At 51.1% G+C, this 23633-nt stretch carries 21 protein-coding genes, 1 tRNA gene and 1 pseudogene; 16 read left to right on the forward strand and 7 right to left on the reverse strand.

Annotated features, from left to right (window positions below; all coding sequences use genetic code 11):
• Positions 1-4 precede the first annotated feature (4 nt).
• Together fruK and fruB are read right to left on the reverse strand one after the other, a co-directional pair.
• Positions 5-943, reverse strand: coding sequence for a 1-phosphofructokinase (fruK, locus tag DDT52_RS13770; protein WP_109055471.1), 939 nt, complete (start codon positions 941-943; stop codon positions 5-7).
• Positions 940-2073: a fused PTS fructose transporter subunit IIA/HPr protein gene (gene fruB, locus DDT52_RS13775; RefSeq protein WP_136156851.1), complete on the reverse strand. Its 1134-nt coding sequence runs from the start codon at positions 2071-2073 to the stop codon at positions 940-942. Before fruB ends, fruK begins: the two co-directional genes overlap by 4 nt.
• A 336-nt stretch (positions 2074-2409) precedes the next feature.
• Here fruB and DDT52_RS13780 point away from each other — a divergent pair, with 336 nt between their 5' ends.
• A complete protein-coding gene (locus tag DDT52_RS13780) occupies positions 2410-3588 on the forward strand; it encodes a sugar efflux transporter (protein WP_136156852.1) in 1179 nt (392 codons plus the stop codon).
• An 18-nt stretch (positions 3589-3606) separates the two neighbouring features.
• Here the strand turns inward: DDT52_RS13780 and DDT52_RS13785 are convergent, their stop codons facing one another.
• Complete coding sequence (locus DDT52_RS13785) at positions 3607-3861, reverse strand: YkgJ family cysteine cluster protein (protein ID WP_136156875.1); 255 nt, start codon at positions 3859-3861, stop codon at positions 3607-3609.
• A gap of 177 nt (positions 3862-4038) precedes the next feature.
• Between DDT52_RS13785 and yeiP the strand changes: the two genes are divergently transcribed.
• From yeiP to yejF, 8 genes are all read left to right on the forward strand, one after another.
• The gene (gene yeiP, locus DDT52_RS13790) at positions 4039-4611 is read left to right on the forward strand and encodes an elongation factor P-like protein YeiP (protein WP_136156853.1); all 573 of its coding nucleotides are present in this window, start codon (positions 4039-4041) and stop codon (positions 4609-4611) included.
• 152 nt (positions 4612-4763) lie between these two features.
• A complete protein-coding gene (locus tag DDT52_RS13795; protein WP_136156876.1) occupies positions 4764-5750 on the forward strand; it encodes a CobW family GTP-binding protein in 987 nt (328 codons plus the stop codon).
• A 41-nt stretch (positions 5751-5791) separates the two neighbouring features.
• The gene (locus DDT52_RS13800; RefSeq protein ID WP_136156854.1) at positions 5792-6511 is read left to right on the forward strand and encodes a phosphatase PAP2 family protein; all 720 of its coding nucleotides are present in this window, start codon (positions 5792-5794) and stop codon (positions 6509-6511) included.
• Between the two features lie 542 nt (positions 6512-7053).
• The gene (gene mepS / locus DDT52_RS13805) at positions 7054-7635 is read left to right on the forward strand and encodes a bifunctional murein DD-endopeptidase/murein LD-carboxypeptidase (RefSeq protein WP_136156855.1); all 582 of its coding nucleotides are present in this window, start codon (positions 7054-7056) and stop codon (positions 7633-7635) included.
• Positions 7636-8141: 506 nt separating this feature from the next.
• Entirely contained in the window at positions 8142-9950 is a 1809-nt protein-coding gene (locus DDT52_RS13810) for an extracellular solute-binding protein (RefSeq protein ID WP_136156856.1), read from the forward strand.
• 9 nt (positions 9951-9959) lie between these two features.
• A complete protein-coding gene (locus DDT52_RS13815) occupies positions 9960-11057 on the forward strand; it encodes a microcin C ABC transporter permease YejB (protein WP_136156857.1) in 1098 nt (365 codons plus the stop codon).
• Positions 11054-12079: an ABC transporter permease gene (locus tag DDT52_RS13820; protein WP_136156858.1), complete on the forward strand. Its 1026-nt coding sequence runs from the start codon at positions 11054-11056 to the stop codon at positions 12077-12079. Before DDT52_RS13815 ends, DDT52_RS13820 begins: the two co-directional genes overlap by 4 nt.
• A 1-nt stretch (position 12080) precedes the next feature.
• Complete coding sequence (gene yejF, locus DDT52_RS13825) at positions 12081-13673, forward strand: microcin C ABC transporter ATP-binding protein YejF (protein ID WP_136156859.1); 1593 nt, start codon at positions 12081-12083, stop codon at positions 13671-13673.
• Positions 13674-13784: 111 nt separating this feature from the next.
• Here yejF and DDT52_RS13830 read toward each other — a convergent pair whose 3' ends face one another.
• The 3 genes from DDT52_RS13830 to rsuA form a co-directional block, all read right to left on the reverse strand.
• Positions 13785-14129 carry a YejG family protein gene (locus DDT52_RS13830; RefSeq protein ID WP_109055461.1) on the reverse strand — a complete coding sequence of 115 codons (345 nt, stop codon included), beginning with the start codon at positions 14127-14129 and terminating at the stop codon, positions 13785-13787.
• Between the two features lie 420 nt (positions 14130-14549).
• A complete protein-coding gene (locus tag DDT52_RS13835; protein ID WP_136156860.1) occupies positions 14550-15734 on the reverse strand; it encodes a Bcr/CflA family multidrug efflux MFS transporter in 1185 nt (394 codons plus the stop codon).
• A 153-nt stretch (positions 15735-15887) separates the two neighbouring features.
• Positions 15888-16586, reverse strand: a complete 699-nt coding sequence (gene rsuA / locus DDT52_RS13840) for a 16S rRNA pseudouridine(516) synthase RsuA (protein ID WP_136156861.1) — start codon at positions 16584-16586, stop codon at positions 15888-15890.
• 262 nt (positions 16587-16848) lie between these two features.
• On the opposite strand from rsuA, the gene DDT52_RS13845 reads away from it, so the two are divergent.
• The 3 genes from DDT52_RS13845 to rplY all read left to right on the forward strand — a co-directional run bounded on the left by DDT52_RS13845 (position 16849) and on the right by rplY (position 19363).
• Positions 16849-17088: a YecH family metal-binding protein gene (locus DDT52_RS13845; RefSeq protein WP_109055458.1), complete on the forward strand. Its 240-nt coding sequence runs from the start codon at positions 16849-16851 to the stop codon at positions 17086-17088.
• Between the two features lie 3 nt (positions 17089-17091).
• Positions 17092-18852: a DNA repair helicase RadD gene (gene radD / locus DDT52_RS13850; RefSeq protein ID WP_136156862.1), complete on the forward strand. Its 1761-nt coding sequence runs from the start codon at positions 17092-17094 to the stop codon at positions 18850-18852.
• Between the two features lie 226 nt (positions 18853-19078).
• Positions 19079-19363 carry a 50S ribosomal protein L25 gene (rplY, locus tag DDT52_RS13855; RefSeq protein ID WP_109055456.1) on the forward strand — a complete coding sequence of 95 codons (285 nt, stop codon included), beginning with the start codon at positions 19079-19081 and terminating at the stop codon, positions 19361-19363.
• 252 nt (positions 19364-19615) lie between these two features.
• On the opposite strand, the gene yejK is transcribed toward rplY, so the two are convergent.
• Positions 19616-20626, reverse strand: coding sequence for a nucleoid-associated protein YejK (gene yejK / locus DDT52_RS13860; protein ID WP_136156863.1), 1011 nt, complete (start codon positions 20624-20626; stop codon positions 19616-19618).
• 184 nt (positions 20627-20810) lie between these two features.
• On the opposite strand from yejK, the gene DDT52_RS13865 reads away from it, so the two are divergent.
• From DDT52_RS13865 to DDT52_RS13880, 4 genes and pseudogenes are all read left to right on the forward strand, one after another.
• Positions 20811-21041: a YejL family protein gene (locus tag DDT52_RS13865; RefSeq protein WP_136156864.1), complete on the forward strand. Its 231-nt coding sequence runs from the start codon at positions 20811-20813 to the stop codon at positions 21039-21041.
• A gap of 14 nt (positions 21042-21055) precedes the next feature.
• The gene (gene yejM, locus DDT52_RS13870) at positions 21056-22816 is read left to right on the forward strand and encodes an LPS biosynthesis-modulating metalloenzyme YejM (protein ID WP_136156865.1); all 1761 of its coding nucleotides are present in this window, start codon (positions 21056-21058) and stop codon (positions 22814-22816) included.
• 78 nt (positions 22817-22894) lie between these two features.
• Positions 22895-22971: transfer RNA gene (locus DDT52_RS13875), tRNA-Pro, on the forward strand.
• A 186-nt stretch (positions 22972-23157) separates the two neighbouring features.
• A pseudogene (locus tag DDT52_RS13880) lies at positions 23158-23343 on the forward strand (integrase arm-type DNA-binding domain-containing protein); the annotation flags it as partial.
• Positions 23344-23633: the final 290 nt, after the last annotated feature.

Here is a 23633-nt window from a genome sequence, read left to right on the forward strand (position 1 = left end):
GCTGTCAATTAAAGGGTTTCAGATCGACACGAGCCATCATTGCGGCCAACTGAGGACGATCGGTAATACCAACATTGCTTTGACTCACGGCCAGTGCAGATACCGCCGTTGCCAGACGCAAAGTATGTTCACTGGACTCACGCATTAATAAGCCATAAATCAGTCCCCCAACCATGGAGTCACCCGCACCTACCGTACTTACCACTTCACAAGCAGGCGGTTTTGCCAACCACGCACCAGAGGCATTTACCCACAAGGCGCCTTCCGCCCCCAGTGAGATCACCACATGCGCGATACCCTGCTCACGCAGCGCGTGTGCAGCATCAACCACATCGGACAGCGCAGGCAATTTACGCCCCGCCCAGATTTCCAACTCCCGACGATTGGGTTTCACCAACCAGGGGGCCGCTTTCAAACCTGCCACCAGCGCCTCACGGCTGCTGTCAAAAATAATGCATGGACAATGGCTACGCAGACGGGACATCCAGTCGGTAAATGCATCAGGCTCGACGCCGGCCGGCAGACTGCCGCTAACCGCGACCATATCGAACTGCCCCAGCCAACTCAGCGAATCATTGACAAAACGCTGCCAATCTTGCTGTGTGACTTCAAAACCAGAAAAATTGAAGTCGGTAACATCACCGTCTTTTTCCGTTAATTTCACGTTGATTCGCGTGCGTCCCGGCACAACCTGAAAGCGGTTTGCAATGCCCAGCTCGCTGAACAATTGCTGGAAACCGTCCTGATTGTCTTTGCCCAGGAATCCACCCACCGTGACATCAATCCCGAGGTCTTTCAGCACCTTGGCAACGTTAATACCTTTGCCTGCGGCATGCAGACCTGCTGTTTGAACCAGATTCACTTCGCCCCGTTCAATTTCCGGGCAATAGCCAACCAGATCGTAAGCCGGATTCAGGGTAATGGTGGCAACTCGCCTGCTCATGCTGCCCCCTCGCCTAAACCAGAAGTAATCGCTTCGCCAATCGCGGCCAGCGCCTGCTCGGCATCACTGCCGCTCGCGGTAAAGCGCAGTCTGTGACCTTTTTTCACCCCCAGCGCGACAACTTTCATCAGGCTGCGACCATTCGCTGGCTTACCCGTGCCATCAAGGTTCGTGACAGTAATTTCGCTGCTGAACTGCTTAATAACATTAACCAGCATTGTGCCGGGACGCGCATGCAGACCATGTTCGTTGCGGATGGTGAATTCTGCCGTCAGCACTTCACTTTCTTCCGGGACATCGCTGGTCAGCAACGCCAGCAGCGTTGCTGCGTCGGCCGTCAGCAAGCGTTCAGCTTTCCGGGCGATCAGCAGTTTGCTCAGGTAATCAATCGGCGCCAGCGCCTGATCATCCGCGGCGGCTACCGTTACCAGCAATGCCACGGATTCATCATCGACGCTGAACGGCGCGGCAGGACGGGCAACCGCGGCCGCGCTGCTGAGGTTCCCCTCGGCGCTGGCGCTAAACCAGACGCCTTGTCCTAGATTCAACGGCTTGTTGCTGACAGCCGCGCTGACGAAACCGGCATCGACAGCGCCAATCTGTTGCAGACGTCCGGCGTTCAGAGCCTGTAGCGTCAGCAGATTGTCCGTTGCCACATCCAGTGAGATCAGCGAAGTATCGAAACGGAAATCGGCCAGTTGCTGCTCGCCCATCAGCAGGCTGCGCAATTCTTCCGCCGAGTCGGTGCTCGCCAGACGGGCGGCAACGCGATCGTCGCTGAGCACATGCGTAAGCTGGCGTAACAACGCCAGATGCTCATCGGAACGCGCGGCAATCCCCAGAACCACGTAAGCCGTCTGGTCTTCACCCCAGGCAATGCCCTGAGGAAATTGGAAAACCTGTACGCCGGTTTTCAATACCAGATCGCGGGTATCGGTTGTACCGTGAGGAATCGCAATACCGCTTCCCAAATAAGTGGACGTCTGCTGCTCGCGCTGTAGCATGCCATCGACATATGCTGCGCTAACACATCCGGCGTCGGTCAGCGCAGAAGCAACAAGCTGTATGGCTTCCTGCTTGCTGCCGGCCGTCGCGCCCAAATGAATATCTTGCTGTGACAACTGGAACATGGCTCTCCTCTCCTGCTGAAATTGAATCGTTTCAGCTTTTATGAGAAAAAAATGTGTCTATTGTGGGGGGTGTTTCAAAAAAACATCGCTGAAACGTTTCAATGAGTCTGTTTCCATTACGACATTTATGCAAGTATTCTGCACAATCGGCATAACAGAATTTTGACATCACGCACATTTTAATCCCCATACGCCGCTGTTGTGCAATAAAAATGGTTTGTGGCTGAAGCGGTGCTGAAGAAAAATAAACAAACAGGTTTTCTGTTTTTTGACAAAGCGGCGTAATATGGCGCGTCCAATTTTATCCTCTGCCTGTTTTCCAAACGCTATCAACTTATGCATACACCCGTTGACACACCCCGACGTCAGCTTGATCTGACTTCGTCCGCGTTTTTAGTCATCGCCTTCCTCACTGGAACTGCCGGTGCATTACAGCTCCCTACGCTCAGCCTTTTCCTGTCGAACGAAGTACAGGTACGGCCGTTTCTGGTTGGCATGTTCTATACCGGCAGCGCGGTCATCGGCATTATCGTCAGCCAGTTACTGGCGACGTATTCAGATCGCCGCGGCGATCGCAAGGCACTGATTTTTCACTGCTGTTTGCTGGGCGCCCTGGCCTGTGTGCTATTCGCCTGGAACCGTAATTACTTTATTCTGCTGTTTGTGGGCGTGCTGCTCAGCAGCTTTGGCTCAACTTCCAACCCGCAACTGTTTGCTCTGGCACGCGAACATGCCGATCGAACCGGACGTGAAGCGGCAATGTTCAGTTCCATTCTGCGGGCACAGATTTCCCTATCGTGGGTTGTCGGGCCACCAATCGCTTTTGCGCTTGCGCTGGGATTCGGCTTTACCTCCATGTACCTGACGGCCGCCGTCGTTTTTGTGCTTTGCGGCACCCTGGTCAAACTGTTTCTGCCTTCCATGCCGAAAGTCATGGTGAAAACAAGCGCGACGCTTGAATCCCCGCGCAGCAATCGCCGGGATACGCTGCTGCTGTTTACCGCCTGTACGCTGATGTGGACCTGTAACAGCGTCTACATTATCAACATGCCGCTCTATCTGGTGCATGAGCTTCAGCTACCTGAAAAGCTGGCGGGCATCATGATGGGAACCGCGGCCGGGCTGGAAATTCCCACCATGCTGATCGCGGGATACGTAGCCAGGCGCTATGGCAAACGCTTTCTCATGCGGCTGGCTATTTCCATGGGACTGCTGTTTTATGTTGGTCTGCTGTCTTTCGACAGTGAAATAGCCTTGCTGGCATTACAGCTGCTGAATGCCATTTTCATCGGTATCCTTGCAGGAATCGGCATGCTGTACTTTCAGGATTTAATGCCCGGTCAGGCTGGAGCGGCCACCACGCTGTTCACCAACACCACCCGCGTGGGTTGGATTATTTCTGGCTCGCTGGCTGGTCTTGTTGCGGAAATCTGGAATTATCACGCCGTATTTTTTATTGCACTGGTGATGACTCTGGGAGCGGGATATTGCATGTGGCGCATCAAGGACGCCTAGTAAAACAGAGACCCCATATCAAGGAGCCGTATCCACTTCCAGTTTGATAAGATAAATCAGCGCCGCCTCCCGGTTGCTGAAACACATGTCGGCTCGTGCCTGCAACCCCGAGCACACCGCCGGTCGGAGCGGGGAATGAAACAGCTCGCAACGCATATCGGGCGCCAGGTGAAGACATCGGGTATTGGCGGGCTTGCCATTTGGCATTCCGGGCAACGGGCTGGATATAGACGGTGCGATACAGCAGGCGCCGCAATCGGGTCGACAGTCCATCAGCAAACACTCCGGTGGGCTGACCAAAACAGAGAAGGTGGAGCCACCATAACAGCCCGCCAGGGAAACACCAATGCCTAATTCCCCACGTATACGATAATTCCCGCTTGCCTGAATCCTGCGGCGCGAGTAACTTGTCGCCACAAAAACCTCACTCCTTCTAATCAGGTACTTTTTATGGCAAGAGCGAACGAAATTAAGCGCGGTATGGTCGTGAACTATAACGACAAGCTGTTATTGGTAAAGGATGTTGATATCCAGAGTCCCAGCGCCCGCGGTGCCAGCACCTTGTACAAAATGCGTTTTTCTGATGTCCGTACAGGGCTGAAGGTTGAAGAGCGTTTTAAAGGCGATGATATTCTCGACACCATCACCCTGACCCGCCGTTCGGTCACCTTCTCTTATATTGATGGCGACGAATATGTCTTTATGGATGATGAAGACTACACGCCTTATAACTTCAAGAAAGATCAGATCGAAGAAGAGCTGCTGTTCATTCCTGAAGGCGGTATGCCGGGAATTCAGGTGCTGACCTGGGACGGCCAGATTATTGCGCTGGAACTACCGCAAACGGTGGATATGGAAATTATCGACACGGCCCCCGGCATTAAAGGCGCATCCGCCAGTGCCCGCAACAAACCGGCAACCATGAGCACCGGCTTGACCATTCAGGTTCCAGAATACCTGAGCGCAGGTGAAAAAATCCGTATTCATATTCCTGAGCGTCGTTACATGGGACGCGCAGAGTAATAGCAAACAGACAACACCGCTATCTCCCGGCGGTGTTGCTTCCTTCCCCGTTCACATCATCAACCATCGCCCACATAAATTAACCTTCGCGCTTATCTCCTATATAGTGTAACGGTTTACTTTCCGGCTACGCTTTCGTTTGGGAGTTCATGTTGCTAACTAAAGTTAATCTCATCACCGGCTTCCTGGGAAGCGGCAAAACCACCACCATCCGCTACCTGTTATCACAAAAGCCCGAAGATGAAATCTGGGCGGTACTGGTCAATGAATTTGGTGAAATCGGTATTGATGGTGCCTTGCTGAATGGCAGCGGCGCATTCGTAAAGGAAATTCCCGGTGGCTGTATGTGCTGCGTGAATGGATTGCCCATGCAACTCGGCCTGAACATGCTGTTGCAGCAGAAAAAACCTCATCGTCTGTTGATTGAGCCCACCGGCCTCGGTCATCCCAAACAAATTCTCGCCCTGCTCACCGGAGAAAGTTATCAACCCTGGCTGACATTGCAGGCGACGCTGTGCCTGCTGGACGCGCGTCAACTGAGCGACGCCCGTTATACCGGGAATGAAAACTTTCGCGATCAGTTGGCCGCGGCCGATATTATTATCGCCAACAAGCAGGAAACCTATCTGGATGCCGATGTCGCCGCCCTGCGACAATGGCAACGGGCAAACGCCGACGGTCGTCCTGTCGTCAACGCCCGTCAGGGGCAGATAGACCTGCAACTGCTCGATCGGTCGCGGCATAACCTCCGCGAACTCCCCGACAGCGCACACCACCATTCCCACAAGTCGACCCAGGGACTGGCCGCGCTGAGACTGCCTGGCGGGGAACCCTGGCGTCGCTCGCTGAATCAGGGTCAGGGTTATCACGCCTGTGGCTGGATTTTCTCTCCGGACACCACCTTTGACACCGCGGCCCTGCTGGATTGGGTGCGACTATCGCCGGTCAATCGGGTGAAAGGCGTGATGCGAATCCGGGAGGGAACGCTCATCGTCAATCGCCAGGGCGATGATCTGCATATTGAGACAAAATCCGTGGCGCCGATCGACAGCCGCATCGAAGTCATTCACGAAGCACCGGCTGAATGGAACACGCTGCAAGCCGCTTTGTTAAAGGCTCGTTTAACTATGCCCGGATAAACTGTAAGCCTCATTTCACTATAATTGAGTGGCTGATCGGTATGTCCCGGCGTAATCTTTTTTGCATCTTACTGCTTAACGCGTTAGGCGTTGCCCTGTTTTTTTCCTGGTATCTGACGCAGAATCATGGGTTCTGGTTTAGGCTGGACAGCAGTATTTTCTTCTATTTTAACCAGCAACTGGTTAAAAGCCCGGTCTTCCTGCATCTGGTGGCCATTACCAATAACCGGGCATTCGATGGATGCGCCCTGATCGCCATGGGATCGCTGTATTTGTCGTTTTACCTGAAAGCGACACGGCCTGAACGCCGGCGGCTGTTGATCATCGGTATCGTTATGCTGTTAACAGCGGTGGTTCTGAATCAGCTAGGCCATTTGCTGCCTGTTCAGCATCCCAGTCCGACGCGCTACTTTACGGATATCAACCGGGTCTCGGAACTGACGGGTATCCCGACCAAAGATGCATCAAGCGACAGTTTTCCAGGCGATCATGGCATGATGCTGATAATCTTTGCCGCATTCATGCTGCGCTACTTTACTCGCACGGCGTTTGCCATCAGCGTGGCGATTGTGGTGATTTTTTCACTACCCCGCTTAATGATTGGCGCTCACTGGTTCACTGATATTGCCGTAGGTTCATTATCCGTCGTGCTGGTTGGATTAAGCTGGTGGTTGCTTACCCCGGCCAGTGATGCCGCGATCAACCTCCTGAATCGCACGCTTCCGAAGCGATATTGTACCGACGACTCTCATTCATCATGAATCAGGGCTGATCGGGCATTCACCAGGCGACCAGCTCTGTTCATTCAGAATGAGAGTCTGGTGAGTGAAATTAATCACCGAAACCTCGCTATCTATAAGCGCAGATTGTCGATTGTTTACGCAAAAACGTCACAACGCGGCGCATCCCTGCCAAAAATAGATTGGTTAATTATGCTACCAAATGCTACCCACTGTGGGATTGAAAAGCGATCGTCTCCTCCGACACATCTTCTCAATAAAAAATATCGATATTTAAGAATTTTTTATATCGACATTTTTTTGCTGATTACATCATTAAATCTTATAAATAAATTGCTTAAAACTTCTCGCAATCTGTTTATTGTTACGGTAGTCTCAGTAAAGTTTGCTTTTTCCCACTCAATGGACTAGCGGTACGGTAGAAATAATGTGCATTCTTGCACACTTTCACCGATGAGTGTTTGGCGAAAGAGAAACTCTGTTTTAGTCTGACTCTCGTTTTAGTTTGGCATTTATTACATAACGGTAGGTATCGTTAAGGACAGCAAGGGAACATAACAATAATGGTCAAATCTCAACCGATTCTGAGATATATCTGGCGGGCGCTGCCTGCTATTGCAATAGCGATGACGCTTTCTGCATGTGGTAGTAACAATGCATTCAATCAGAAAAATCAAACTGATATGCATGCAGTTAATGACAAAGATAGTATTTTACTGCAAGCCTCTCAGGATGAATTTGAAGCATTAGTGCGTAATGTGGATATCAAATCCAAATTACTCAACCAGTATGCCAGTTGGAAAGGCGTTCGTTACCGCTTAGGTGGTGACAGCCGCCGTGGCATTGATTGTTCAGCTTTCGTTCAACGAACGTTCCGTGAACAGTTTGGTATGGATTTACCGCGTTCAACTTATGAACAGCAGGTAATCGGCCAAAAGATCCAGCGCACCAAGTTACGCCCCGGCGATCTGGTTCTGTTCCGTGCCGGCTCCACGGGTCGCCATGTCGGTATTTATCTTGGTAACGATCAGTTTGTTCACGCATCAACCAGCAGTGGCGTCATGATTTCCAATATGGGTGAAGCTTATTGGAACAAACGTTATCAGGAAGCACGGCGCGTGCTGAGTAAAGGAACTAACAGCTAACCGATTTTCACTCCCTTGATGTACTGTAAAATAAATACCAAACGAGACGAAAAAAGCGCTGCTTAGCAATAAGCGGCGCTTTTTTTATGGCAGGATTTTCTCCGCTGCCATACCACGTTAAAAATACGTCCGATCTTCTTTATGGCGCCCTCATGCCCCTTGCCCTTGGGCTGTAGCGATACAACAATAAAAAAACCCGCCTGCCGTTTTTAATGCTTATACCAAATAAACAATACGTTACGATCAAGTGATTGGCATATCGCCTGCCCACAATTATGGTAGGTTTCTCTGCCTGTTTCGTGGTAAAAAGGCAAAATCCGGTTCGTTGATGGTAATGCTAATTATTTCAAGAACTTTATGCTGTAAGAAACCACGTCATCCAATAGGTTTCGGGTTATGGAAGGACCGCTTCACCGTAGCTTGAAAGACGATGGGTATACTGAATGTTACGCCTGCTCGCAGGCCATTAGGCAATTGATATCAAATCGCAGGAGATTACCGTTAAGATGTTGAAACGCGTCCTTACTGCCGTATTGTTTTACGCCGTGCATCTGGGGGGGTATGCCGACACTGTCGAACAGAGCACTTCGTTTGCCTTGTTGGGCGAGCCTAAATACAGTGCGAACTTCCACCATTTTGACTATGTCAATCCTGATGCGCCGAAAGGCGGCAGTATCACGCTTAGCGCTCTCGGCACTTTCGATAACTTTAACCGCTACGCGTTGCGCGGCGTGGCGGCGGTCCGAACCGAGCGGCTCTATGATTCGCTTTTTGTGACATCCGACGATGAGCCCGGCAGCTATTATCCGCTGGTTGCGCAGACAACTCGCCATTCACACGATTTTCGCTGGATTGAAGTCGACATGAATCCACGTGCACGTTTCCACGACGGCTCGCCGATTACCGCTGCCGATGTGGCTTTCACTTACAACATGTTCATGACGCAGGGCGTACCGCAGTTTCGTCTCTATTTTAAAGGCGTCACCGCCACCGCCATTTCTCCGCTTACCGTGCGTTTTGATTTCCCCGAACCCGATAAGAACCGCATGTTCAGCCTGCTCACGCTACCAATCATGCCGGAGAAATTCTGGAAAAATCACAACTTTAGTGAACCGTTATCTTATCCGCCTCCGGCCAGCGGTCCCTATCGCATTACCGCCTACCGCATCGGGCAATATGTTACCTACTCCCGCGTGAAGGATTACTGGGGAGCCGATCTGCCGGTAAACAAAGGTCAGTACAACTTCGATAGGATACGCTACGACTACTATCTGGATGAGAGCGTTGCGCTGGAAGCCTTTAAAGCCGGCGCATTCGATCTGCGAATAGAAGGTTCGCCGAAACATTGGGCGGCGCAATATGAAGGGGGCAATTTTTCCCGAGGCTATATCATCAAGCAAGATCAGGAAAATCAATCCGCTCAGGATACCCGCTGGCTGGCTTTCAATATTCAGCGTCCGTTATTCAGCGATCGTCGGGTCCGACAGGCGCTGACGCTGGCCTTTGATTTTAACTGGATGAATAAAGCGCTCTATTACAATGCCTATCAGCGTACCGACAGCTATTTTCAAAATACCGAATATGCTGCGCAGGGTGAGCCAAGCGCAGAGGAATTGGCCTGGCTGACGCCATTGAAAGATAAAGTACCGCCGGAAGTGTTTGGTCCGCGCTATCAGCCGCCCTCGTCCGATGGTAGCGGTTACGATCGCGAAAACTGGCTGAAAGCACTGGCGCTACTGAAAGATGCAGGCTGGGAACTGAAAGATCAAAAACTGATTAACCGCCAGACCGGAAGGCCGTTTACCTTTGAACTGCTGCTGCCGAGTGCGGCAAATTCCCAATACGTTTTACCTTTCCAGCAAAACCTGAAAAAGCTGGGTATTACGATGAACATCCGGAATATCGACAGCACCCAGTTTAGCAACCGGCTGCGCAAGCGCGACTTTGATATGACGGCAATACTATACCGCGCTTTTCTCTACCCCAATGACGACCTGCAAATTCGCTGGGGCTCGCAATATATTGACTCCACCTACAACACGCCCGGCGTGAGCGATCCGGCTATCGATTCGCTAATTGACGAGATTACCCGGCATCAGGGACAAAAAGCGCCGTTATTGTCGTTGGGACGGGCGCTGGACAGAGTGCTGACCTGGAATCAGTTTATGATCCCCATGTGGTATTCCAATCACGACCGTTTCGCCTATTGGAACAAGTTTGCCATGCCAGCCATTACCCCGGCGTATTCCCTCGGATTTGATGGATGGTGGTTTGACGCTAAGCAGGCCGCCACGCTGCCGGCAGAGCGACGTTAAGGAGAGACTGTGGGAATTTACCTATTACGCCGCCTTTTACTGGTGATCCCGACACTATGGGCGATTATCACCATTAATTTTTTTATTGTACAAATTGCGCCCGGCGGGCCGGTGGATCAGGCCATTGCCGCCATTGAGATGGGACATGGAAGCGGCTACACGGCCAACACCGGGATGGATGCCGGGCTGGCGCGCTCGGCTGGCGGCGGCGCACCCAATATTGAGAACACCTACCGCGGCTCACGCGGCCTCGACCCGGAAGTCATTGAAGAAATCACCAAACGCTACGGCTTTGACAAGCCGATTCACGAACGCTATTTCAAGCTGTTGTGGGATTATATGCGCTTTGATTTTGGCGACAGTTTGTTCCGTGGCTCGTCAGTGATGCAATTGATTAAGGAAAGCATGCCGGTTTCGATTACGCTGGGCTTGTGGAGCACATTAATCATCTATCTGGTTTCTATTCCGTTGGGCATCAAAAAAGCCGTTAAAAACGGTACGCCGTTTGATACCTGGAGCAGTACGCTGATCATCATTGGTTATGCCATTCCGGCGTTTCTGTTCGCCATCTTGCTGATCGTGCTATTTGCGGGCGGCAGCTATCTTGACTGGTTTCCGCTACGCGGCCTGGTGTCCAGCAATTTTGATACCCTGCCCTGGTACAGCAAGGTTACCGACTATCTTTGGCACATTGCCCTGCCGGTACTGGCGTCGGTCATTGGTGGTTTTGCCACGCTGACGATGCTGACCAAGAACTCGTTCATGGATGAAATCCGCAAGCAATATGTTGTGACGGCTCGCGCCAAGGGGCTGGATGAAAAAAGTATTCTTTATCGCCATGTCTTCCGCAATGCGATGTTGCTGGTGATTGCCGGCTTCCCGGCCACCTTTATCAGCATGTTTTTCACCGGTTCGCTGTTGATCGAAGTGATGTTTTCGCTTAACGGTCTCGGATTATTGGGCTATGACGCCACGCTGCAACGCGATTACCCCGTCATGTTCGGTACGCTGTATATTTTTACGCTGATCGGTCTGCTATTGAATATCGTCAGTGATATGACCTATACGCTGGTTGACCCGCGTATTGATTTTGAGGGACGCCAATGAGCCGATTAAGCCCCATTAATCAGGCGCGCTGGGCGCGTTTTAAAAGTAACCGTCGCGGATACTGGGCGCTGTGGATTTTTCTGGTGCTCTTTATCATTACCCTATTTTCAGAGCTGATCGCCAATGATAAACCGCTGCTGGTAAAGTACGACGGGCAGTTCTATACCCCTTTTATTGTTGATTACAGCGAAACAACCTTTGGCGGCCAGTTTGATACTACCGCCGACTTCCGCGATCCTTACATCGTGCAGCGGATTGAACGTCATGGCTGGGCTGTGTGGCCGCTCATCCACTACAGCTACGACACCATCAACTACGCCACAACCGTATCCTTTCCTTCTCCGCCGTCATGGCAGAACCTGCTGGGAACGGACAGTCAGGGAAAAGATGTGGTGGCGCAGGTGCTATATGGCTTTCGTATCTCACTGCTGTTCGGTCTGGCGCTCACGATTCTTTCCAGTCTGATTGGTATTACCGCCGGTGCGACGCAGGGATATTACGGCGGCCAGTTGGATCTGTGGGGACAGCGTTTTATTGAGGTCTGGTCCGGCATGCCGACCCTGTTTCTGATCATTCTGCTTTCCAGCGTGATTCAACCCGACTTCTGGTGGTTGCTGGGGATAACCGTGTTATTCGGCTGGATGAGCCTGGTCGGCGTGGTGCGCGCGGAGTTTCTCCGTACCCGTAATTTTGACTATATCCGCGCGGCACAGGCCATGGGCGTCAGCGATCGGGTCATCATGTACCGTTGTATGCTGCCGAACGCCATGGTCGCCACCTTGACCTATCTGCCTTTTATTCTGTGCGGTTCTATCACTACGCTGACTTCACTGGATTTTCTGGGATTCGGCCTGCCGATGGGCTCGCCTTCATTAGGTACGTTACTGCTTGAAGGGAAAAATAACCTTCAGGCGCCCTGGCTGGGCATTACCGTATTTATGGTGCTATCCATCGTGCTGTCTTTACTTATCTTTATCGGCGAAGCGGTGCGCGACGCCTTTGACCCCAGCAAGGCGCATTAATATGTCCAGTTCACCTTTATTACAGATTGATAATCTCAGCATTGCGTTTCGCAGTGGGAAACAGGAGCAGCGCGTCGTCGACCAGATCTCGCTGGAGGTCAACGCGGGTGAGACACTGGCGCTGGTGGGGGAATCCGGTTCGGGAAAAAGCGTTACTGCGCTCTCCGTACTCAGGCTATTACCCTCCCCTCCGGTTATCTATCAGCAGGGGGATATCCGCTTTGCCGGACAATCTCTGCTGCATGCGGATGAAAAAACGCTGCGTCAAATCCGCGGAAACCGCATTGCCATGATTTTTCAGGAACCCATGGTGTCCCTCAATCCATTGCAAAGCATCGAAAAACAGTTAACTGAAGTGCTGTCGCTACACCGGGGTATGCGTAACGAAGCCGCCCGCAGTGAAGTGGTCGCTTGTCTGGATCGCGTGGGAATTCGGCAAGCCAACAGCCGCCTGAGTGATTTTCCCCACCAGCTTTCCGGCGGCGAACGCCAGCGCGTCATGATTGCCATGGCCCTGCTGACACAGCCTGATCTGCTGATTGCCGATGAGCCGACAACCGCGCTGGATGTCACCGTACAGGCGCAGATTCTGAAATTACTTAACGAGCTCAAGCAGGAACTGGGGATGAGTCTGTTGTTCATCACCCACAATCTGAACATTGTCCGGCAGCTCGCGGATAACGTCGCCGTCATGAAATCGGGCCAATGCGTAGAACGCAACACCTGCCGGGATCTGTTTTCTACGCCACAGCACACCTATACCCGCCAGTTGCTGGATGCTGAACCCTCCGGCGACCCACTGCCCATCGCAGATAACATTGCCCCCATTCTACGGGTCGAGCAATTACGGATTTCTTTTCCGATCAAGAAGGGATTGTTACGCCGCACCGTCGCAGAAAAACAGGTGGTTAATAATATCAACTTCTCCCTGCGGCGTGGCGAAAGTATCGGATTGGTAGGCGAATCCGGCTCCGGGAAAAGCACCACCGGGTTGGCGCTGCTGCGCTTACTCCGTTCCAGGGGAGCTATCTGGTTTGACGGCCAACCGCTGCATGAATTTACCCGCAAGCAGATGCTCCCTTTCCGCCGACGCATTCAGGTCGTCTTTCAGGATCCCAATTCGGCGTTGAATCCGCGTCTGAACGCCGAGCAGATTATTTCGGAAGGGTTGACCGTCCATCAGAAACTGAGCAACCAGGAGCGAGAACAACGCGTCATTACCGCCATGGAAGAAGTCGGATTGGATCCTGAGACGCGGCATCGTTATCCCGCAGAATTTTCCGGCGGCCAGCGTCAGCGTATCGCTATCGCCCGCGCGCTGATTCTGCAACCGGAACTCCTGATTCTGGATGAACCCACGTCGTCACTGGATAGAACGGTACAGGCCCAAATTCTGGCGCTGCTGAAATCGTTGCAGCAAAAGCATCAGTTGGCGTATCTATTCATCAGCCACGATCTTCAGGTGGTGCGGGCGCTTTGTCATCAGGTCATTGTGCTGAAACAAGGCGAAGTAGTAGAGCAAGGCGAATGCAGGCAGGTATTCAGCCACCCGGAAAAAGACTATACGCGGGAACTCTTGCAGCTTTCATCCTGATGCCTCTGCGCCATACGGCGGCGGCTTTGCGACAATTAATGCAGTCTCAGGGATTATCGAGGCGCGGGCAATAAAGAAGGGGCAGCAACGTCAGGCGGCAGACGTTGCTGTTCAAAACGGATATTGTGCGGAGACAGACTCAGCAATCGCCACGCCGATATTTTTCAAACGGCACATGGCAGTACTTTCATCATTGCGGTGTAAAAACAGGCAAGGCTCGCCTTCCCATTCCAGAACCGCACATTCAACCTGAATCTCATCCAGAGACTGATTCAACTGGTGCATGATTTCCCATGCCACCTCCCCGTCATGGCTTAATAATTTAAGACCAATCAGATTATTGTCTTCCTCTCTGCCGCTTAGCGGAATCGGTTCAACTTTGACGCCTGCCAAACCCGATAACCAGCGATAACTTTGCGGCAAACGATGAACTACCGAAAGCTGGAGACTATCCACTACTGTTTTCCTCAGGTTAAGTTTTACTTCAAATTTACAAAATAATAACATATTTATCATAGTAGCGTGACCGCAATAGCTTTTGCCACTTTTTTTATGTACAAAAAATCAACATAAGTAATTTTAACCGGCATTAATAAGAACTGATTTAAACGATTGCAAGGTCTATTAATGTCAGAGCGATCACGAATTACTCTTCTTTTCTGATTATATGTAACCTTTTCTCGTTAATTTCTCAATCCCTTTTAGCCCTTTTGTTCACTTTTGATTCATATATTTTACATATTTAGAACAAACAGAAATAATCCCCGCTTCAGATCCGATATTGAACGATGTGATGAGAGGCATATTGCCAAAGAGACGATATCTGGAACCGGGACTGAAACAGCAGGCTTGCGCCTGCCGTCTTATTCATCCGGATTAGTTCGCGCGACTGGCGTAGCGATAGAGCAGAAAGGCGACCATAGAGCAGAAAGCCATGGATATCACCATGGGCCAGGCGCTGTTGAAGGATGCAAAAGACAGTATGACGCCGGTAATGGCGCCCAGACCAAAGCGTAATGTCCCTGCCAGCGAGGCGGCCGTTCCCGCCATATGAGGGAAATCATCCAGAATGACAGCCATGGCATTTGATCCAACCATCGAGATACAGCCGACAAAAACGGAAACGCCGAGGACTAATGGCCAGAATCCCAAATCAAACAGACACACCACCACCAGCAAGATGCCCGTGGTAAATTGAATCAGCAAACCAATGCGGAACATCGTCAGTGCGCCAAGACGGCGAACATTGCGGCTATTGAATAACGTCATGATGAACAAAAAAACAATGTTCAGCGCGAAGTAATAACCAAAATGTTGCGGTGATACACCATGCAGATTGATATAAACAAACGGCCCCGCCGTCAGAAATGAGAACATGCCACAGAATGACAGGCCGCTGGCTATCATATAGCTGAACACGCGCTTATGACGAAAAAGCGCGACAAAATTGCCGATGGTGGTTCGCAGACGAAATTTCTGCCGTTTCTCCGCTGGCATCGTCTCCTTGATAAAGAAAAAAACCAGTATCACGGCCAAAAAAGCCGCCCCCGACATGGTCCAGAAAATCGAATGCCAGCTAAACCACACAAGCAACGCCCCACCCGCAATAGGCGCAATAAGCGGGGCGACGGTCATCACCAGCATCACAAACGACATCATGCGGGAAAACTCATCCTTGGAAAACATATCGCGCATCAGGGCATTGATCACCACGGCCGGCGCCGCCGCCGACAGTCCGTGCAGGAAACGCATCTGAATCAGCTGTTCCACCGTCTGAGATAATGCACAAGCGGCACCGGTCAGGGCAAAAACCAGTACGCCGATGAGAATAACCGGCTTACGCCCCAGACTGTCGGCCATCGGGCCATAAAACATTTGACCGATGGCGAATCCCAGCACATAGGCGCTGAGCGTCATCTGGACGTGTCCGTCCGGTGCGCCAAATTCTGCTGCAATAATAGGCAAGGCAGGCAAATACATGTCGATAGCGAGTGGCATGAGCATCGAGATCAAGCCGAGAATAAGAATCAACCCAAAATAAGAAGGTCGGTTTTGTTGCACTGAAAGTCGCTCCGGTCAGGAAAATAATGAACTGAATAGAATAAAAAGCATTGGCTAAACATTGAAGAAAACGGGCGGAGAGGCACGCTTCTCCGCCGCCAGTGGCCGATAACCGCTCATCCGTCACAAAACGCGAAACGTCAGGGTCAATAATTATCGTCCGATACTGTCGACTTCCTGACTGCTGAGTGCCCGGTATTCGCCAGGTTCTAATGCGCCGTCAAGGCAAATACCGCCGATACGCTCGCGGTGTAACTGCACGACGCGATTCCCGACGGCCGCAAACATTCTTTTGACCTGATGATAGCGCCCTTCGCCGATCGTCAAACGAACCTGATAATCGGTAATCTTCTCCAGTTCGGCGGGTCTGGTCAGGTTTTTCTCACCATGCAGTTGCACGCCCGCGGCAAACTGGCTGGCCGTATCCGGGCTTAATGGCTGTTCCAGCGTCACCAGATAGGTTTTCTCACAGTGATGCTTAGGCGATGTAATGCGGTGCGACCACTGACCGTCATCCGTCAGCAGTACCAGTCCTGTCGTGTCGATATCCAGACGCCCTGCGGCATGCAGTTTATGTGCAACGGGCACATCCATGAAATACAAAATGGTCGGGTGATCGGGATCGTCCGTCGAGCACACGTAGCCCTGCGGCTTATTCAGCATAAAATAACGGGGGCCATTCTGTTGTTCCAGCGGATTACCATCAAATGCCACCTGATGCTCCGGCAACACTTTGAACGCTCCGCTTTTTACGATTTCACCATCCACCGTGACGCGCTGAGCGCGCAGTTCACGCGCAACCAGTGAACGACTGATAGCCAGTTGCTGAGATAAAAATTTGTCCAATCGCATTAAAAATCAACTGCCTGTTTTGAGCCATGATACTTATGCAGATAAAGATATACGCTGCCAGCGTCATGAAAATGAAGAAAGGCAACAGCATTTGCTGCCGGAATATCACAGTATAACGAGGCTTTGTCCGACATCCTAGAATTCAACGGCGTCTATTCCGGTTTGTCGCTATCGCTACCAAAGAATTATGTTATCCCTCTGCTCGCCGCCGGCATTATCAACGGGCATAATAGGGACAATGGTTCATTTTGAGAGGTCCTCCATGTCATCGATCCACGGTCATGAAGTTTTGCAAATGATGATCGCCTCCGGCGAGTCTTTTACCACCGAGCAGTTGATTGCCAGCATTGAAAAACGTTTTGGCCGCGAGGCCCGTTTTCATACATGTTCCGCGGAGAACATGACTGCCGGCATGCTGGTACAGTTTCTGGCTGACCGCGGCAAATTTATTCCGCTCGAAAGCGGCTTTACAACCAGCGCCAGTAAAATCTGTCAGCACTAGGTTATGTCTTTTACTCTGCGGCCTTACCAGCGTGAGGCCGTTGCCGCTACGCTGGAGTATTTTCGTCGACATACCCAGCCGGCAGTTATTGTGCTACCCACCGGCGCGGGAAAAAGTCTCGTCATTGCCGAACTGGCCAGACTCGCACGCGGCCGGGTGCTGGTGTTAGCACACGTTAAAGAACTGGTTGCGCAAAACCATGCCAAATACTGCGCCTGGGGACTGGAAGCGGATATTTTCGCCGCGGGCCTGCAACAGCGACAGAGCCGTGGGAAAGTGGTATTTGGCAGCGTCCAGTCGGTCGCCCGCAATCTGGATCAGTTTGAGCAATCCTTCTCATTGTTGATTATCGATGAATGTCATCGCATCAGTGACGATGACGATAGTCAATATCAGCAGATCATCCAGCACCTGCAACAAACCAATCCGCAGCTGCGGTTGTTGGGTCTGACCGCCACCCCCTATCGACTGGGAAAAGGCTGGATTTATCAATACCATTATCACGGCATGATTCGTGGCGATGCGTACTGTTTGTTCCGGGATTGTATCTATGAACTACCGCTGCGCTACATGATCAAGCATGGTTTTCTGGTACCGCCAGATCGGTTGGATATGCCGGTGGTGCAGTACGATTTCAGTAAGCTGACCACCAGAAGCAACGGTTTATTCAGCGAAATCGATCTGAATCATGAACTAAAACGCCAGCAGCGCATTACGCCACACATCATTAGCCAAATCATCGACTATGCGCAAACGCGTTTAGGCGTGATGATTTTTGCCGCCACGGTTGAACATGCCCGCGAAATTTATTCGCTCTTGCCTGAAGGGCAGGCCGCGCTGGTAAGCGCTGAAACCCCAGCGGCGGAACGCGATACGCTGATCGAGGCATTTAAGCGGCAACAACTGCGGTATCTGGTGAATGTCGCCGTTCTGACCACTGGCTTTGATGCTCCTCATGTCGATCTGATCGCCATCCTGCGTCCAACAGAATCGGTAAGCTTATACCAGCAGATTGTTGGCCGCGGTTTACGTCTCTTTCCCGGCAAAACGGACTGCCTGATACTGGATTATGCCGGCAACCCGCATGACCTTTACACGCCCGAAGTCGGCAACAGCAAACCCCATGCCGACAGCCAGCCCGTTCAGGTCTTTTGCCCACAATGCGGTTTTGCCAATTTGTTCTGGGGAAAAGCAATGCCGGATGGCAGCGTGATTGAACACTACGGCCGTCGCTGTCAGGGATGGGAGCAGGGAGACGATACCCGGCGCGTGCAGTGCGACTACCGTTTCCGCTTTAAAGTCTGCCCTCACTGCGGTGCGGAGAACGATATTGCCGCTCGTCGCTGCCACCAGTGCGACGAGGTGTTGGTCGATCCGGACGATATGCTTAAAGCGGCGCTGAAACTAAAAGATGCTCTGGTGTTGCGCTGTAGCGGAATGCAGCTCACGCCCGGACAAGATGCCAAAGGAGAATGGCTGAAAATTACCTATTATGATGAAGACGGCGCAGATGTCAGTGAGCGGTTTCGTTTGCATACGCCGGCGCAACGTCACGTTTTTCAGCTGGTTTTTTTGCGGATTCACCAGCGTGCTCCCGGCGTTCCTTTTGTCTGGCAGACGGTGAACGACATCGTGGCACAGCAGAGTTTATTACGCGCTCCCGATTTTGTCGTCGCGCGTAAACAGGGGAAATTTTGGCAACTGAGAGAAAAAATGTTCGACTATCAGGGACGTTTTCGACGCGCCAATGAACTGCGCGGTTAACGTTAGCCAACAGATTGATGACGGGCATTCATGCCCGCTCCCAGGGGCCGCCGCTAACGCGATGTTAAAAAACGCGCCCATGACTTGAAAGATATCTCGCGGTTTTGTTTGCCCGGCAAGCTATATTCCGCTAAAATTCAGCCCGCTTTTGTACCGCAAAAGCTGAACAATCCAACTTGCTGCTGGGTCGCCTGTAGCAGGGTTACTTTCTTAAGTAGAGAAAAAAATGATTACTATCAAAGCAGAAGCACGTAAAGAGCAGGGTAAGGGTGCGAGCCGCCGCCTGCGTATCGCTGGCAAATTCCCAGCCATCGTTTATGGTGGTTCAGAAGCGCCGGTTGCTATCGAATTGGATCATGACATCGTTAAAAATCAGGAACTGAAACCTGGCTTCTACGGTGAAACGGTTATCCTGTCTATCGACGGCAAAGAAATTCAGGTCAAAGTTCAGGCTGTACAGCGTCACGTGTTCAAGCCAAAACTGACTCACATCGACTTCATTCGCGTTTAATCACGCGGAAGTCAATCCGGGACGCCGGAAAGGAAACGCCGCTCTTGCGGCGTTTTTTTATGGTGGGCAATCCCTGCCCACCACCCTACGGGCCGTCGCAAGCGACGTTGAAAATCGCTCCCGGCGATTTTTTATGGTGGGCAATCCCTGCCACCACCCTACGGGCCGTCGCAAGCGACGTTGAAAATCGCTCCCGGCGATTTTTTATGGTGGGCAATCCCTGCCCACCACCCTGCCCGTCTTCAAATCCGCCTACTGATTACCACCGGTTAAACGGCGCTGTAGCTGATCGCGCAGATTCGGCGGCGTCCCTTTTATCGTGAGCGTATCCGTTGCCGGATCCCAGAAAATACGTTCACCCAACAATAACGCATCAAAATTCAGGCTGATCCCCCCGCCACTGCCCGCAAACTTGGTCAATTGACGCAATGTGCTGCGGTCAGCAGGAAAACTGTCCTCCAGTTCATACCCTTGTTCCGTCGAGAATTGCTGGAACGTTTTATCACCTAACGGGGGCAATTCCTGAGACAGCGCAGCCAGCTCGATTTCTTCACCCGACTGCAACTGTTCGTTACAGTAGCTGTATACCTGTTGACGGTAATTCTGACGCTCATTTTTATCCAACTGCGCACCATCGCAATACTCATCAACCGCTTTTAACAAACCACGGTTTTGCGCTTTGGTGTCCAGCCCTTCAGAGGCGGCCAGAAAATCCATAAAGAAATCAGAAACTTTCCGCCCCACTCGTCCTTTCAGAAAAGTCAGATAACGTGTTGATTCCGGGTTGGTTTCCCATTCAGTCAAATCAATGCGCGCCACAATGTCCGCGTGATTTATGTCCAGATAGTGCGTACTGCTGATATCCAACTGTTCGTTGACACGCATGCTGTTGCAGCTATTGAGCACCGCAATCAGCAAATATTCCACCGCCAGATAACGGTACTGGCAAAACAGCACGATACCGCCTTCAGCAAACGGATATTTGGCCAGTTCATCACGCAAACGTCCGGTCGCCGCCCGCGTGAATCCCAGAAAGTCCTCGTCCCCTTTACGGCAGGATCTGAGCGCATCCGCCAGTTCACTCTGTTCATTAAACAAACCGTAAGCTTTACTTTTAGCACTATAGACGCGATGCAGTTCAGCCATCATTTCCTCTACTGTCGCATTGGTGGACAGTAAGGAATCACGCAACACCATTTCCAGCGTTTGTTCGTCACGTTTAATTAGCTGATGCAGAGCGATCTGGCCGATATCCAGACTCATGATAAACTCTCCTTTTGGCAAGGTGCGTATTCAAACACCGAAGCAGCATGGCCGCAACTGAAAAGCCATGCCTTCCCTGTTGTAAACGCACAGGCAGCCTAAAATGATAAATGATAAAAGTGCGGAAAAGGATGAGTCGATACGGTAAGATATGCGACTTTAACAGCTTGAGATACGCCATTTTATGCCACAATCATCCCGCTATAGTGACGAACACGTTGAACAACTGCTTTCTGAGATGGTCAATATTCTGGAAAAGCACCATGCTCCAACCGATCTTGCTTTGATGGTACTGGGTAATATGGTGACCAACCTGATCAATACCAGCGTCGCACCTGCTCAACGTCAGGTTCTGGCCCGTTCTTTCGCCGAAGCATTACAGGCTTCGATTAAAAAAGCAGATAAAGCTCATTAATTGTTGACCAAATTATGGTAACCAACCGTCAGCGCTACCGTGAAAAAGTTTCCCAGATGATCAGTTGGGGACACTGGTTCGCTTTGTTTAATATTGTGCTCAGTCTGGGGCTGGGTAGCCGCTATCTGTTTGTTGCCGATTGGCCTTCTTCCTTGTTTGGCCGAATTTATGCTTTGGTAAGCTGGCTGGGACACTTCAGCTTTATCGGCTTTGCCGCTTACCTGCTGATTATTTTCCCGCTAACGTTTATTGTTATGTCGCAGCGCCTGCTGCGATTTCTTTCTGCCGCGCTGGCAACCGCCGGACTGACGCTGCTTCTGGTCGATATCGAGGTTTTCACTCGTTTCCATCTGCACCTTAACGCCATTGTCTGGGAACTGGTCGTTAACCCGGACCAAAGCGAACTGGCGCGCGACTGGCAATTGATGTTTATCGGTATTCCACTGATTTTCATGGTGGAAATGTTGTTTGGCACCTGGTGCTGGCAAAAACTGCGCAGCCTGAACCGCCGCAGCTTTGGCAAACCGCTGGCTGGCGTGTTTATTTCGGCGTTCTTCGCCTCACACCTGATGTACATCTGGGCTGATGCCAATTTCTATCGCCCAATTACCATGCAGCGCGCCAATCTGCCACTCTCTTATCCTATGACAGCCCGCCGTTTTCTGGAGAAACATGGCTTGCTGGATGCGCAGGAATATCAGCGCCGATTGTCCCAACAAGGCAATCCTGAAGCGATGACCGTAGAATATCCGCTAAATGATATTACGTACCACGACAGCGGCAGTGGCTATAACTTGCTGATGGTCATCATCAATAATGAACAGATTAACGGCATACCTAACGACATGCCTAATCTGTCGCGCTTCGCGGAACAGAATATCCGTTTTAGCGATCATTATGATTCGGGAACACAGCCCAATGCCGGGTTGTTTAATCTCTTTTATGGTATTTCAACAACCTATATGGATGGGGTGTTAGTTGCCCGTAAACCTTCAGCATTGATGACCGCCTTAAGCCAACAGGGTTATCAGTTTGGTTTGTTCTCGGCCAACGGTTTCAATAATGCCCTTTATCGTCAGGCATTACTGTCCGACTTCTCCCTACCCGCCCCGCAAGAACAGAGCGATAACGCGATTACCATGCAGTGGCAGGATTGGTTAAGCCGTGATGATAACGCTGCGCCCTGGTTCGCTTATATTGAACTGAACAGCACCGGACCAGCCAATGCCGGCAAGACTTCAACCGCAGAGCGGTCGCGGCGAAGCCAGGCAGACAATCAGGATGTTGACCTGCAAATTGGTAAAATTATCCGCACACTGCAGGAACAGAACAAACTGGAAAAAACGGTTATTGTCATTACTACGACGCAAAGTAATCATCCTGACGATGACAAGAAAAATATCTTCCGTCGCTCACAATGGCAAATACCACTGATCGTTCACTGGCCGAACACGCCGGCCCAGACGATCACCAAAATGACGGACCATAAAGACGTCATGACCACGCTGATGCAACGCCTATTGCACGTTAAAAACGCCACCGATGATTACTCTCAGGGCGAGGATCTGTTCGCTGCCCAACGACGCAATAACTGGCTGGCAAACGGTAATGGCGGATCGCTGATGATCACCACGCCAGAAAAAATCATCATGCTGGAGAGTAACGGTAACTATCGGGCTTACGATCAGGATGGAAACAGGCTGAACGATGAAAAACCTCAGCTTGCCCTGCTTTTGCAGGTTCTGACCAACGAAAGACGCTTTATTGCGAACTAACTGCCTAAATCTAAAGCAGTCGTTCGATGTAGCTATTGCAATCAGGGGAAGAAAAGGTAGTATAAGCGCCCATAGCATCGGCACGTAGCGCAGCCTGGTAGCGCACCGTCATGGGGTGTCGGGGGTCGGAGGTTCAAATCCTCTCGTGCCGACCAAATACATCTCCGGTTAGTATCGTTTACTACCGGAAACCCCACAGAAACCCGCATTCTCACTGAGTTTGCGGATTTTTTGTTGCTTGTTATCTATCGGGATACCCCGTTTTCAGCCGGAAAGTTTGGGACTACATTAAGGACTATGCCGCTATAGTCCCTTAAAACATAGTCCCAAAGGTAACGATCATGGCAATCCAGGCAAAGCCCCTCGCCAATACGGAAGTCAAAGCCGCCAAAGCAATAGACAAGGAATTGTCGCTGCATGATGGTGGTGGATTGCTGTTATACGTTAAACCTTCTGGTACAAAAACCTGGCGTTTTCGCTATTACCACCCACAGACCAAAAAGTGCACTACGCTGACGTTTGCAACGCCGAGAAATGATTGGCTGGGGGGGATAAACATATCGTTTGGAAACTCATCAATCTGTGTTGTTGGCAAATTAATTTCCATATGAAGATATGCCAATTGAAGTCGATAATAAAAATTCTCGATATTTATGATGCTTATAACATACTTGCCGTTATGAGCAAGGGATTAAAATATTTCGTATTATGAAGGTTTTAAAATAGGCTGATGCAGATTATCACTGAAAAATACTAAAAGCATCCTTACGGATGCTTCAGATTGCTGACGAACCCCACATTTTCCGTGGGGTTCTTG

The organism is Brenneria roseae subsp. roseae, assembly GCF_003115845.1.
GTDB lineage: Bacteria > Pseudomonadota > Gammaproteobacteria > Enterobacterales > Enterobacteriaceae > Brenneria > Brenneria roseae.

Coding starts and splice junctions, on each gene's coding strand:
- yeiP (WP_136156853.1), top strand. CDS start 4,039: ATGGCAAGAGCGAACGAAATTAAGCGCGGTATGGTCGTGAACTATAAC.
- yejF (WP_136156859.1), top strand. CDS start 12,081: ATGTCCAGTTCACCTTTATTACAGATTGATAATCTCAGCATTGCGTTT.
- DDT52_RS13845 (WP_109055458.1), top strand. CDS start 16,849: ATGTCATCGATCCACGGTCATGAAGTTTTGCAAATGATGATCGCCTCC.
- DDT52_RS13785 (WP_136156875.1), bottom strand. CDS start 3,861: ATGGACTGTCGACCCGATTGCGGCGCCTGCTGTATCGCACCGTCTATA.
- mepS (WP_136156855.1), top strand. CDS start 7,054: ATGGTCAAATCTCAACCGATTCTGAGATATATCTGGCGGGCGCTGCCT.
- fruK (WP_109055471.1), bottom strand. CDS start 943: ATGAGCAGGCGAGTTGCCACCATTACCCTGAATCCGGCTTACGATCTG.
- DDT52_RS13820 (WP_136156858.1), top strand. CDS start 11,054: ATGAGCCGATTAAGCCCCATTAATCAGGCGCGCTGGGCGCGTTTTAAA.
- rsuA (WP_136156861.1), bottom strand. CDS start 16,586: ATGCGATTGGACAAATTTTTATCTCAGCAACTGGCTATCAGTCGTTCA.
- DDT52_RS13810 (WP_136156856.1), top strand. CDS start 8,142: ATGTTGAAACGCGTCCTTACTGCCGTATTGTTTTACGCCGTGCATCTG.
- fruB (WP_136156851.1), bottom strand. CDS start 2,073: ATGTTCCAGTTGTCACAGCAAGATATTCATTTGGGCGCGACGGCCGGC.
- DDT52_RS13780 (WP_136156852.1), top strand. CDS start 2,410: ATGCATACACCCGTTGACACACCCCGACGTCAGCTTGATCTGACTTCG.
- radD (WP_136156862.1), top strand. CDS start 17,092: ATGTCTTTTACTCTGCGGCCTTACCAGCGTGAGGCCGTTGCCGCTACG.
- DDT52_RS13800 (WP_136156854.1), top strand. CDS start 5,792: ATGTCCCGGCGTAATCTTTTTTGCATCTTACTGCTTAACGCGTTAGGC.
- yejK (WP_136156863.1), bottom strand. CDS start 20,626: ATGAGTCTGGATATCGGCCAGATCGCTCTGCATCAGCTAATTAAACGT.
- rplY (WP_109055456.1), top strand. CDS start 19,079: ATGATTACTATCAAAGCAGAAGCACGTAAAGAGCAGGGTAAGGGTGCG.
- DDT52_RS13865 (WP_136156864.1), top strand. CDS start 20,811: ATGCCACAATCATCCCGCTATAGTGACGAACACGTTGAACAACTGCTT.
- yejM (WP_136156865.1), top strand. CDS start 21,056: ATGGTAACCAACCGTCAGCGCTACCGTGAAAAAGTTTCCCAGATGATC.